Source organism: Cupriavidus campinensis (assembly GCF_905397395.1).
GTDB lineage: Bacteria > Pseudomonadota > Gammaproteobacteria > Burkholderiales > Burkholderiaceae > Cupriavidus > Cupriavidus campinensis.
This window is the reverse complement of sequence record NZ_CAJPVH010000029.1, coordinates 18644-30956: the sequence shown is the minus strand read 5'-3', so window position 1 is coordinate 30956 and position 12313 is coordinate 18644. Positions and strand designations below refer to the sequence as shown.

Here is a 12313-nt window from a genome sequence, read left to right as displayed (position 1 = left end):
CAAAGCGTTGCCCGCCCCAGGCAAGACGGCGAGTGACCACTTTCGACGTAGCGTATTCCCCATGAGTGTCCAAGATTCCCGAGGGTCCGAGCAGGCCCAAAACCGGTCCCAGATCGAGGGCGAACCTGACGAGCAGGAAGGCGCGCAGTCGGATGAACGCTACCGCCTGACCCACAGCTCGCAGATCGGCACGGTGCTGCGCGACCTGGCCTGGCAGAAGTGCCTGCTGAACGTGCGTTCGGCGCGGGGCTCCGAGATCGTGACGTCGATCCTGCACGTGGATCCGGCCAACCGCACCTTTATCTTCGACTGGTGCCGCGCAGATGCGGAGCGCCAGGCGCTGATGGCTTCGGACAAGAATGCGTTCTCGGGGCTGCTGCGCGGCGTGCCGGTGAACTTCGTGGTCGGCGTGCCCGGCGCCACGCGCTTCGAGGGCGGGCCGGCCTTCATCGCCGATTTCCCGGACAAGCTCTACCACTTCCAGCGCCGCCGCCATTTCCGCGCGCGCACGCTGCTGACCAAGGGTTACCGCTGCCAGATCCATCTGCCGGAGACGCCCGACAAGCGCACGCTGCACCTCGATATCGCCGATCTGTCGCTGTCCGGCGCGGGCCTGCGCTCGCGTACGGTGGGCGCTGACCAGCTGCCGGTGGGCACGGTCATCAAGAAGTGTGTGCTGGATTTTGCCGAACTGGGCCGGCTGGAACTGGACATGCAGGTGGTGGGCCACTGGCTGGTCGGCTTCGACGACAACACCGTGCACCACTACGGCTGCGCCTTCCTGAATCCGGATGGCCGCATGGAGAACTTCCTCCAGCGGCTGGTGTTCCAGCTCGAACTGGCACACCGGGGCTGATTTTTCGGGATTGAGCCCCCTGATCGGGACCGCTCAGGTCCCGCTCAGGTCCCAATCAACTTCCCGATGGCAGCGGCGGCCTCCCGCATGGGGGTCAACAGCCGCGCCACCATCTCCGCCTCGGACACCCGGGTGGCCTTCACGCTGACGCTGATGGCCGCCACCACGGTGCCCGAGAGCGACCGCACCGGCACGGCAATCGCCCGCAAACCCGGTTCCAGTTCCTCGTCGATCAGCACATATTCCAGCTCCCGCGCGCGCCGGAAGGCCGCTTCCAGCTCCGGGCGCGAGATCTTGGTCTGCAAGGTGCGCGGGCGCAGCTCGGCATGTTCGAAGAAGGCTTCGAGCACCGCCTCGGGCTGGTGGGCCAGCAGCAGCCGGCCTGTGGACGTGCAATAGGCCGGCAGCCGGCTCCCCATTCCAAGTGCATGAGTCAGCACACGCTGCACTTCCGAGCGCACCAGGTAAAGGATGTCCGTGCCGTCGAGAATGGCCAGGGCCGAGGTCTCGTGGATGCGCGTGCTGAGGTTGTCGAGGATGGGTTGCGCCGCCGAGACCAGCGACGTCGAGGAGAAATAGGCGTGGCCCAGATGCAGCACGCGCGGCCGCAGCGCGAAGTGGCCGTCCTGCTGGCTCACGTAGCCCAGTTGCTCCAGCGTATAGAGACAGCGCCGCACCGAGGCGCGCGACAGCTGCGTGCGCTGTGCCACCTGCGAGATAGTGAGTGGGCGCTTGCGCTCGGAGAAAGCCTCGAGCACCGTCAGGCCGCGCGCCAGCGACAGCATGAAATTCGGATCGCCGGCAAAGCTGGACAGGATGTCGGCCGGCGGCCGGGCGGCGCGGACGGAGTCGGCCTGTGCGGGCTTGAGACTGATGGGAGCGGGGGCGTCCATAGGGGAATCGGCAGGAAATGCGATGCGGGGGCGTTCGATAATCGCGCATCTTAACGTCCCACGGCGGGGCCTGCCGGGATTCGCCCAAAAAAATGTCGCCGATTGGGGCGGCGACTGGGTAAGGGGTGTCGCCCGGGACGGGGGTCCCAACGACGAGGCCAGTATAGGCAGCAGCACTTCCTGCCGACATGCCACCTCGGTGGGGGTTGGCCGTAGCGCACTTTGCGCTAGTGGCATCACATCGGCTGCGCCGGAATTCGTCGGATTGGTCCTAGGGCTTGCCCAGGAACAGGTAGAACGCGTAGCTGCCGCCTGCCGCGCGGCCATAGGCGAGATAGAACGGCCCGATCGGGCTGTCCAGGCCGAGGAAGGCGGCCCCCGACTTGAGCAGCCCGGTGGGGTTGCCCGGCACCAGCGGTGCGCCCACGCGGCCGACCTCCAGCGAAAACCCGGCGTAGACCCCTTCGAGGAAGGTCTGCCGCACGAGCTTGTTGTAATAGACCAACCGCGCGAACTGGATATTGCCGCCGATCAGCTGCCCGGTGGAGTAGCCGGATTGCTGCAGGAAGCCGCCCCACTGGAACATCGCATACGGCGGCAGTGCCGGCCCGCCCAGGTTGGAGCCGGCCCGCACCCCCAGGTTGATGGTGTTGTTGCCGAAGGAGTGGGCATAGGTGGCCGTCAGGTCGCCCTTGGTATAGGTGTCGGTGGCGCCCAGGGCGCCTTGCGACGAGTAGACGTTCATCGTCGCCCCGTAGCCGAAGCGCGGGAAGTTGATGCTGTCGACCTGATCCACCAGCACCCGGGCCGTGAAGGCGCGGCGCTCGGTGCTTTCATTGCCCGGAGAGAGGAACGCCGGCCCGGTGGAGAGCGACGCGTTCTGGTGGCCGAGCACGAAGCCCAGGCGCCCCTCGCCATATTTGGTGATCTGCGTGCCCACGTCCAGCGCCAGGTCCGTGCGGCGCAGGTCGTACTGGGCGATCCGCTGGCTGCCGCTGAAGACGTTGACGGGGCGGCGTTCGAGTTCGAAGCGCGGGGCGATGAAGAACCGCTGGCGGGTATCCAGCGGCTGGTAGAACTCGCTGGTCAGGCTCGAGGTCTGGCCCACCTGGGCGTCCGTGCGCCATTCGGCGCCGAGCGAGTTGATCCACGTGCGGCGGTAGCTGGCCAGCAGGTTGAAGTAGGCGTCGCCCCGGAAGTCGGAACTGAGGCCGAGCCCGAAGCGCAGATAGTTGGGCCCGTACGATTTCTCGATGGCTTCTACGCCGAGCACCCGCTTGCCCGGTTCCTCGAGGAAGCGGTAGTTCACGTGCTCGAAGTCGCCGGTGCCGAACAGCCGGCGCATGTCGCGGTCCAGCGTAGCCTGCGAGATCGGCTCGCCGGGGTGGGTTTCCATCGTCGCGGCGGCAAATGCGGGGCTCACGCGCTCCATCGGCGCGAAGCGGATTTCGTCCACGGGTCGCAGGTCGGGCGGTGACAGATTGCGCTGCGCAGCGCGCAGGGTGGCGTATTCGTCGGGCGGAATCGACAGCTCGGCGAGCCGGGCGTGCTGGCGCCGGGCGGCTTCCTCGCCAATCGGAATGGTCTTGGGCAGGTGGTCGAAGTCGCCGGCCGAGAACTCGCCGAGTTCGGGCAGGATCAGGATGTCCGAGGGCCGCAGCGACGCCAGCGAGGCGCGCACATTCTGCTCGGTCAGGATGTTCAGCATCTGGCTGGTCACGCCGATCAGCGAGGTCAGGTCCTCGCGCTTCATCAGCGGCGTGCCGAGGTTGACCGCGATGACGATGTCGGCGCCCATGGCGCGCGCCACATCCACGGGCAGGTTGTCGGTCAGGCCGCCATCGACGAGCAGCTTGCCCTGGTACTCGGTGGGCGCCACGGCGCCGGGCACGGACATGCTGGCGCGCATCACGTTCGCCAGCTCGCCCTCGGTGAACACCACGGCGGTGCCGGCGACAAGGTCGGTGGCCACGGCGCGGTAAGGAATCGGCAAGGTATCGAAATTCCGATAGCCGGGGGTGTTGGCCAGCTTGCGCAGCACCGTCTCCAGTTGCACGCCGGACACCGCGCCCTTGGGCAGCAGCAGCCCGTCCGAGCGCACACCAATCTCGGGCGTGAACAGGTTGGTGTGGTCATCGAGCTTGCGGCGGATGGCCAGGTCCTGGCGCGGCGGCCGTTCCTTGAAGATGGCGCTGGTGGACAGCCCGCCGACCAGTTCCTCCATGTCCGGGATGCTCATGCCGCTGGCATACGCACCGCCGACCAGCGAGCCCATGCTGGTGCCGGCGATGCAGTCCACGGGCACGCGAAGTTCCTCGAGCACCTTCAGCACGCCGATATGGGCCGCACCGCGCGCGCCGCCGCCGGACAATACCAGGCAGATCTTGGGGCGGCCCACCGGGTGGGCCTTGGCCGCGGCCCCTTCGACCGAGCCGCCGGGCGTGGCCGGGGCGAGGAGGGCGGGCGCGGGGAACGGCGGATTCGGCGCCGGGACGATGTTGCTGGGAGTGTAGGAGGGCAGGCGGAGGGTGCCGCCCTGCGGCGGCGGCTCCTCGGCCATGGCCGGGCCCGGCGCGACCGCCAGCATCGCCAGCATCGCGGCGAGCAGGCTGCACAGGAAAGGGAGTCGCGTCGCAACGCGCATGGCAGCGTATCCGATCATCCACGCCTCACAGGTGGCCGGCGGCAACCTTGCCACAAGGCTAGCAGCCTGCCGCCGCAACCGTGTGCGCGATGGAACACCTTCGAAACAATTCAATATCGGATTGGAACGATGCAGATCAGGGCGGCGCCGGGAGGGCGGCTGTCCGCCTGCCGCCGCCGGCCCGAACCTGGCAGGCGGCATATACTGGCGCCGTAACATTTCCTTCAGGTCTTGAGCCGTGTCTTCCCCAGTTTCCGACGATCCGCGTCCGCTCCCGCCCGAGCGCCCTGGCGACAACGAGTGCTGCCAGAGCGGCTGCGATCCGTGCATCTTTGACTACTACAACGACGAAATGGAGCGCTACCGGCAGGAACTGAGGGCGTGGGAGTCTCGCCAGGGGGCGCACGCCGAGGCGCCATCCGCCTCCACATCGTCCACTTCGTAGCCTGCAGCCGGTGGAAGACCTTCTCGACTTCGTGCGGCGCCATCCGCGCCTGTTCGTGTTGACCGGTGCGGGCATCAGCACGGATTCCGGCATTCCGGGCTACCGCGACGAGCAGGGCCGGTGGCAGCGCTCCGCGCCGATGACCATCACCGCCTTCCTGAGCGGCCACGCGGCGCGCCAGCGCTACTGGGCGCGCAGCATGGTGGGCTGGCCCGTGGCGGCCGGCGCGCAGCCGAATGTGAGCCATCGCGTGGTAGCGGAGCTGGGCGATGCCGGGCGCGTGACCGGGTTGGTCACGCAGAACGTGGATGGCCTGCACCAGCGCGCCGGCAGCCAAGGGGTGATCGAACTGCACGGCAGTATTGGCCAGGTCATCTGCCTGTCCTGCGCCACGCGCTACCCGCGCGCGGACATCCAGCGCTGGCTGTGGCAGCACAATCCCGAATTCCGCGATGTGTCGGCGCTGCCGGCGGCCGATGGCGACGCCCATCTGGAATCGCCGCTGTTCGACAACTTCGCGGTGCCCGTGTGCGAGCGCTGCGAAGGGCTGCTCAAGCCCGATGTGGTGTTCTTCGGCGAATCGGTGCCGCGCGAGCGCGTGGCGGCCGGGCGGCTGGCGCTCGATGCAGCGGACGCCGTGCTGGTGATCGGCTCGTCGCTGACGGTGTTCTCGGGGTATCGCTTCTGCGTCTGGGCGCACGAGCATGGCTTGCCGATTGCCGCCCTGAACCTGGGCACCACGCGTGCCGATCCGTTGCTGACGCTCAAGGTGCTCGCCCCGATCGGGCCGACGCTGGCGGGGCTTGCCGCCGCGCTGGGGCTGGAACCCGGCGCGGGTTAGGTCGGATCAGCGCAGATCCAGCTTCACGCGGATGCCGTCCGCCGCCACGGTGATCGCGCCCGGCTGCACGTCCTTGCCGTTGAAGCGCAACTCCTCGGGCTTGAACGTATAGAGCGGATAGTCCTTCAGCAACTGCTGGGCCACCACCGCGCCAATGGCATTGAGCTGCTCGTTGTACTGGCTCATGCCCTGCACCTGGACCTGCTGGACCGTGGGATTGTCCAGCAGCACGGCGCGCTGCGTGGCGTCGTAGCGCACGCCGCTGTTCAGCGCCAGCGTGCCGTTGACCGGCGGCGACGGCAGGATGGTGTTGCTGACGGCCGCATCCATCTGCGTGGTGATGCGGTTGGTGGCCTCGTCCAGCACCAGGCGCGGGTGCGACAGCTGCACGCTCACCAGTTCGCCATAGCGCAGCGTGGCGGGAAAGCGCTTCTCGACGGCACTCTGCAACTCGGCCTTGGTGAAGGTGTATTCGCCGGTCCAGACGTTATAGGCGGCATGGGCGAGGGCGAAGCTGCCCAGCGCGGCGACTGCGGCGGTGGCCAGCAGCGCGCGCCGGGTGGGGAAGACGCGATTGATCAAGGGACGGGCCATGGGCTCGGTTTGGTTGGCATCGTTGCCGGTCAGACCGGGCCCGGGGGGCATCGTTCCTGTGTGATGAGTACGCCGCACGACGGGCGCCGCATCAATAGTGCGGCGGAATCTCATGCTGCGGATTGCTCTCGGCGGCGGTCGAGGCACTGGTCCGGACCTGCTGGTACAGCGCCCGGAACTGGGCCTGGAGCAGGTCCAGCTGCTGCTGCTGGCGCGCGACGGCCAGGTTCAGCGTCTCGATCAGGTCTTCCTGGAAGGCGACCTTGATCTCGAGGTCGGTCAGGCGGGATTCCATGGCATGTCTCCGGTTGGCCGCGCATTTTACGGCACGGCCATGCCGGGACCCTGCCATCGGCGCTTATTCGCCCGCCACCAGGACCATCCAGGTCACACCGAACTTGTCCGCCACCATGCCGAAGCGCTCGGAGAAGAAGGTCTTCATCGCCGGCATGACCACGTTGCCGCCTGCGCCCAGCGCGGCGATCGTCTTGTCGACCGTTGCCGCGTCCGGCACGGTGATGGAGAGCGCAAAGCCCTGGAAGGCGGCCTGGCCCTTGCAGTCGCCATCGGACGCCATGATCGTGGTGTCCCCGATCTGCAGCGCCATGTGCATGACCTTGTCGTCATGGCCGGCACCGGGCCCGCAACCGGGGCTGGCGTCCTGCGGCTCGGGGTTGTCACGGAAGCGCAGCAGCATTTCCACCTTGGCGCCGAGCGCGGTCTTGTAGAACTCGGCCGCTTCCTCTGCGCGGCCATCGAAGAACAGATAGGACTGGACTTTCTTGGACATCGACATCTCCTGGTTGGCGTTGGCCGGCGATTTGTGTACGCCGTCCACAAGAGACTAGCAAATAAAATGGACAACGTCCACATTGTTACTTTTCGTGTCCGTCACAGACGGACACGTTTTCGTGGCCCGGCCGAGCTAGCATAGACGACACGCCCCGCAGTTTGGCGCTACCGCCCGGGCGTGTCACAATTCAAGGTTACGAGTTCGGGCGCCGCATCGGCTGCCGCGTGGTGGTTTCACGCGGGAGCGCCCCAAGAGCCGACAAATTCACCTAGATTTCTGGCGATGACTACCATCCTGCAGCACATTCCTTCCGGCCAGCGCGTCGGAATCGCCTTCTCGGGCGGACTCGACACCAGCGCCGCGCTCCTCTGGATGCGCCAGAAGGGCGCCATTCCCTACGCCTACACGGCCAACCTGGGTCAGCCCGACGAGCCGGACTACGACGATATTCCCCGCCGCGCCAAGGCGTATGGCGCCGAGGAAGCCCGTCTGGTGGATTGCCGCGCGCAACTGGTGTCCGAAGGCATCGCCGCGCTGCAGTGCGGTGCATTCCACATTTCCACGGCCGGCGTGACGTACTTCAACACCACGCCGATCGGCCGTGCCGTGACCGGCACGATGCTGGTGGCCGCGATGAAGGACGATGGCGTCAATATCTGGGGCGATGGCAGCACGTTCAAGGGCAACGACATCGAGCGTTTCTACCGCTACGGCCTGCTGACCAACCCGGGCCTGCAGATCTACAAGCCGTGGCTGGACCAGCAGTTCATCGACGAACTGGGCGGCCGGGCCGAAATGTCCGAGTTCATGCGCCAGAGCGGCCATGACTACAAGATGTCGGCCGAAAAGGCGTATTCGACGGACTCGAACATGCTTGGCGCCACGCACGAGGCCAAGGATCTCGAGCACCTGGACTCGGGCATCCGCATCGTCCAGCCGATCATGGGCGTGCAGTTCTGGCGCGATGAAGTGGAAGTGAAGCGCGAGGAAGTGACCGTGCGCTTCGAGGAAGGCCAGCCCGTGGCGCTGAACGGCAAGACCTTTGCCAACAGCGTGGACCTGTTCATGGAAGCCAATGCCATCGGCGGCCGCCACGGCCTGGGCATGAGCGACCAGATCGAGAACCGGATCATCGAGGCCAAGAGCCGCGGCATCTACGAAGCCCCGGGCCTCGCGCTGCTGTTCATCGCCTACGAGCGCCTGATCACCGGCATCCACAACGAAGACACCATCGAGCAGTACCGCGACAACGGCCGCCGCCTGGGCCGCCTGCTGTACCAGGGCCGCTGGTTCGACCCGCAGGCCATCATGCTGCGCGAAACCGCCCAGCGCTGGGTGGCGGGCGCCGTGACCGGCGAGGTGACCATCGAACTGCGCCGTGGCAACGATTACTCGATCCTGAACACCACGTCGCCGAACCTGACCTACAAGCCGGAACGGCTGACGATGGAAAAGGGCGAATCGATGTTCACGCCGCTGGACCGCATCGGCCAGCTGACCATGCGCACGCTGGACATCGTGGACACCCGCGAGAAGCTCCAGACGTACGCGAAGAGCGGCCTGCTGTCGACCAAGACCAGCGCGGCGCTGCCGAAGCTCGAAGACTGAGCGCGGGCAGGCATCACCTGAAGAGCCGGCAAGGGCAACCTTGCCGGCTTTTTTCATGGCTGGCGCGCGGGTAGCAGCGTGGCGGGGTCGATGGCACCGGCCATCGCCGCGTAGCCGCGGTCGCCCGGGTGGAGGTGGTCGCCGCTGTCGAAGGCGGGGTGCAGGGCGTCCGGGTGGGCGGGGTCGCGCAGGGCGGTGTCGAAGTCCGCCACGGCATCGAAGGCGCCGCTGGTGCGGACCCAGTAGTTCACCTGCTGGCGCAGCGCATCCTTCTGCGGGCTGGCGTAGCCGTGGATCGGCGATCCCTCCACGGCCAGCGCGCCCGCGAACGGCGTGATTGTCGCGCCGATCACGCGCACCCCGCGCCGGTGCGCACGGTCGATCAGGGACTGGTAGCCGGCGATCAGGTCGGCGGCGGCGGGCAGGCGGGTCGTCGGCAGGAAGGTCGAGCCGGGCCAGCCGATGTCGTTGATGCCCAGCGCCACGATCACCGCCTGCACGCCGGGCACATCGAGCACGTCGCGCTCGAAGCGCGCCCGGCCCGCCTCGCCCATGCCGGCGCGCAGCAGTTGCCCGCCCGAGATGCCCGCATTGAGCACCGCGATGCCGTCCCCGGCCAGCCGGGCGGCGAGCACATCGGGCCAGCGCCGGTTGGCGTCGGGCGTGGCGCCATTGCCTTCGGTGATCGAATCGCCGAGTGCCACAACCACCGGCGCCGGCTGGCGGGCTTCCACCTCGATGGCGGACAGTAGCAGCCTTGCCTGGAAAGGCTCGGCCCGGGGCAGGGCGGTGTCCGCAACGTGGTGGCCATCGGCGATATAGGCCGTCTGCCGGCCATCCCAGTGAAAGGTGTCGATCCGCATCGGTCCGGGCAGGTGGAGGCTGACCGCTACCTCGGCCAGAGCCGGCAACGGTGACGACAGCGGTACCGGATCACTGGTCGCCGTGGCGCCGGGCGGGATGCTGACGGCGGGTTGCCCGGCGAAGGTCACCGCGTGGTTGGAGGCGCGGTCGATCCTGCCGCCGCCGGCATGGCGGGCGAGCCGGACGGCCTCCACTGTGAGCGGCACCCGGCCGTACTGGTTGGACAGCACCACGCGCAGCCGACTTCCGCCGATGCTGACGCGAGCGACCTGCCGCACCGTGCGGTCTTCGAGCCGGGCTGGCAGGCCGGTAGGCAAAGGCAGTTCGTCGGGTCGCCAGACCGGCTGCTGGCTGGCCACCCAGGTCGGCACCCATTGCGGGGCGGCCACGGCGGGGGCGGCGGCGATCCAGCCCGCCAGGGCAATCATGCGAAGCAGCGAGTGGGCAGGCATCAGAAAATTCTCGTCAAAGTTGGAACGGCCTGACTGTCGCCCATTCCGCTTTACGCGGGAACGCGGCAAAATCGCCTATCACTCATTCCATTAAAGAATGACATGGACACCCTCAAGGCGATGCGCGTCTTTACGCGCGCGGTAGAGCTGGGCAGCCTCTCCGCCGTGGCGCGTGAGCTGGACAGCACCCAGCCGACCATCAGCAAGACCGTGGCGGCGCTGGAGGCGGACCTTGGCGTGCGGCTGCTCGAGCGCAGTACCACCCACCTGCAGCCGACCGAGGCCGGCCGTCGCTTCTACGCCCATGCGCTGACCGTGCTCGATGCCTATGCCGAAGCCGCCGCCGATGCGCGCGGCCGGACCGATCGTCCCGTGGGCAAGGTGCGCCTCAGCGCGCCGGTCAGCTTTGGCGTGCTGCGGCTCAATGCGCTGATCCTCGATTTCCTTGCCCGGTATCCGGAGGTGGATGTCGAACTGATCTTCGACGACCGTTTTGTCGATCTGGTGGAGGCGGGCGTGGACGTGGCGTTGCGGCTCGGTGCGTCGCTGCCGCCCAATGTGGTGGCGCGGCGCATCGCGGTGTCGCCACGCGGCCTTGTGGCCGCCCCGGACTACCTCGCGCGCCATGCCCCGGTGCGGCAGCCGGCCGACCTTGCCGACCTCGACCTGCTCCGTTTCACCTGGCTCGCCGCCGGCGATGAGATCGTGCTGACCGATGCCCACGGCAACGTCGCCCAAGTGGACGCGCCGTGCCGCTATCGCGCCAACAATTCGCTGGCCATGCGCGAGAGCTTCCTGGCGGGCGCCGGGTTTGGCCTGACGCCGGCCTGGCTCGTGCAGGACCTGCTCGACACCGGCGCGCTGACCCCGGTGCTGCCCGGCTGGCAGGGCCCGGCGCAGGACGCCTACCTGGTTTATCCGTCGCGCCGCCACCAGCCGGCGCGCACACGGGCGCTGCTGGCCTTCCTGGCCGAGCGCGTGCCGGCGTTGCCCGGATTCCACCCCGTGGAAGCCTGACTCGACCGCGAAGCCGCCCGAGAGCGCCCGAAGCCACCCGTAAGCGCCGCAAGCGCCGCGTCGCCTGCAAGCCGCGCCACATCGGCGCACAATGCGCGCTGGCGGTCGCGCAGACGCCGCCAGACCCCTTGCTTCGGCCTCGACTACCCTGGGAATTCGCCATGCCAGATTTCACCATGCAGTACCGCCGCCTCGGCGCCAGCAACCTGAACGTTTCCACCCTGTGCCTGGGCACCATGATGTTCGCGGACCAGACCGACGAGGCCGAGGCCGCCCGCATCGTGGCCAGCGCCCGTGACCACGGCGTCAATTTCATCGACACCGCCGATGTCTACAGCAAGGGCGGCTCCGAGCAGATGGTGGGCCGCCTGCTGATTGCCGACCGCCACGACTGGGTGCTCGCCACCAAGCTCGGCAACCCGATGGGCAGCGGTCCGAACCAGTCGAACTATTCGCGCACGTGGATCCTGCGCGAGGTGGAAGACAGCCTGCGCCGGCTGGCTACCGACTATGTGGACATCCTCTACCTGCACCGCGACTTCACCGGCGCCAACCTCGAGGAGCCGGTGCGCGCCATGGGCGACCTGATCCGCGCCGGCAAGATCCGCTACTGGGCCGTGTCGAACTTCCGTGGCTGGCGCATTGCCGAGATCGCCAGCCTGTGCGACCGCCTGGGCGTGCCGCGCCCGGTGGCCTGCCAGCCGTACTACAACCTGCTGAACCGGATGCCGGAAGTGGAGATCCTGCCCGCCTGTGAGCATTTCGGCCTGGGCGTGGTGCCCTACAGCCCGATCGCGCGCGGCGTGCTGACCGGCAAGTATCTGCCGGGCCAGAAGCCGGACGCGGACAGCCGCGCCGGCCGGGCCGACCGCCGCATGATGGAGACCGAGTTCCGCGAGGAGTCGCTGGTCATCGCCCAGCAGCTCAAGGCGCATGCCGAAGGGCGCGGCCTCACGCCGGGCCAGTTCGCCACGGCCTGGGTGCTGGCCAACCCGATCATCAGCAGCGTCATTGCCGGGCCGCGCACGCTGGCGCAGTTCGAGGACTACTTCGGCGCGGTGAACGTCGCGATCTCGGCGCAGGAAGAGGCACTGGTCGATGGGCTCGTGCCGCGCGGCCATGCTTCCACGCATGGCTATACCGATCCGAACTATCCGTTCGGCGGCCGTCCGGTGGCATCCGCATAAGCCGCTCAGCGCAAGAAGTACAAGGCCCGCACCGCCCGCGTGTGACGCGCGGGCGGCTCGCGGTGCCGTTGTTGCGCGCCGGGCACGGCGCCGCAAGAAATTCCGCGTTTGAAAGCGTG

At 67.8% G+C, this 12313-nt stretch carries 12 protein-coding genes; 6 read left to right on the top strand and 6 right to left on the bottom strand.

Annotated elements, in window-relative coordinates; genetic code table 11:
• Positions 1-61 precede the first annotated feature (61 nt).
• A complete protein-coding gene (locus KHO18_RS16680) occupies positions 62-856 on the top strand; it encodes a flagellar brake protein (protein WP_144203261.1) in 795 nt (264 codons plus the stop codon).
• Positions 857-900: 44 nt separating this feature from the next.
• Here the strand turns inward: KHO18_RS16680 and KHO18_RS16675 are convergent, their stop codons facing one another.
• Both KHO18_RS16675 and KHO18_RS16670 read right to left on the bottom strand, forming a co-directional pair.
• Complete coding sequence (locus KHO18_RS16675; RefSeq protein WP_144203263.1) at positions 901-1749, bottom strand: IclR family transcriptional regulator domain-containing protein; 849 nt, start codon at positions 1747-1749, stop codon at positions 901-903.
• Positions 1750-2020: 271 nt separating this feature from the next.
• Entirely contained in the window at positions 2021-4393 is a 2373-nt protein-coding gene (locus KHO18_RS16670) for a patatin-like phospholipase family protein (RefSeq protein WP_244844864.1), read from the bottom strand.
• A gap of 238 nt (positions 4394-4631) precedes the next feature.
• Between KHO18_RS16670 and KHO18_RS16665 the strand changes: the two genes are divergently transcribed.
• Both KHO18_RS16665 and KHO18_RS16660 read left to right on the top strand, forming a co-directional pair.
• On the top strand, positions 4632-4838 hold the full coding sequence (locus KHO18_RS16665; RefSeq protein ID WP_144203265.1) for an oxidoreductase-like domain-containing protein: 207 nt from the start codon (positions 4632-4634) through the stop codon (positions 4836-4838).
• A gap of 10 nt (positions 4839-4848) precedes the next feature.
• Complete coding sequence (locus KHO18_RS16660; RefSeq protein ID WP_144203267.1) at positions 4849-5679, top strand: NAD-dependent protein deacetylase; 831 nt, start codon at positions 4849-4851, stop codon at positions 5677-5679.
• 6 nt (positions 5680-5685) lie between these two features.
• On the opposite strand, the gene KHO18_RS16655 is transcribed toward KHO18_RS16660, so the two are convergent.
• The 3 genes from KHO18_RS16655 to KHO18_RS16645 form a co-directional block, all read right to left on the bottom strand.
• Positions 5686-6273, bottom strand: a complete 588-nt coding sequence (locus KHO18_RS16655) for a DUF1439 domain-containing protein (protein WP_144203269.1) — start codon at positions 6271-6273, stop codon at positions 5686-5688.
• A gap of 91 nt (positions 6274-6364) precedes the next feature.
• Entirely contained in the window at positions 6365-6568 is a 204-nt protein-coding gene (locus KHO18_RS16650; protein ID WP_144203271.1) for a SlyX family protein, read from the bottom strand.
• Between the two features lie 63 nt (positions 6569-6631).
• Positions 6632-7063, bottom strand: a complete 432-nt coding sequence (locus KHO18_RS16645) for a VOC family protein (RefSeq protein ID WP_144203273.1) — start codon at positions 7061-7063, stop codon at positions 6632-6634.
• Positions 7064-7348: 285 nt separating this feature from the next.
• Here KHO18_RS16645 and argG point away from each other — a divergent pair, with 285 nt between their 5' ends.
• Complete coding sequence (gene argG, locus KHO18_RS16640) at positions 7349-8674, top strand: argininosuccinate synthase (RefSeq protein ID WP_144203275.1); 1326 nt, start codon at positions 7349-7351, stop codon at positions 8672-8674.
• A 53-nt stretch (positions 8675-8727) separates the two neighbouring features.
• On the opposite strand, the gene KHO18_RS16635 is transcribed toward argG, so the two are convergent.
• Entirely contained in the window at positions 8728-9990 is a 1263-nt protein-coding gene (locus tag KHO18_RS16635) for an SGNH/GDSL hydrolase family protein (protein WP_211943577.1), read from the bottom strand.
• A 102-nt stretch (positions 9991-10092) separates the two neighbouring features.
• Between KHO18_RS16635 and KHO18_RS16630 the strand changes: the two genes are divergently transcribed.
• The gene (locus tag KHO18_RS16630) at positions 10093-11007 is read left to right on the top strand and encodes a LysR family transcriptional regulator (protein WP_144203279.1); all 915 of its coding nucleotides are present in this window, start codon (positions 10093-10095) and stop codon (positions 11005-11007) included.
• A gap of 161 nt (positions 11008-11168) precedes the next feature.
• Positions 11169-12194 (top strand): aldo/keto reductase, encoded by a 1026-nt coding sequence (locus tag KHO18_RS16625; protein WP_144203281.1) that lies wholly within the window; start codon positions 11169-11171, stop codon positions 12192-12194.
• Positions 12195-12313 lie beyond the last annotated feature (119 nt).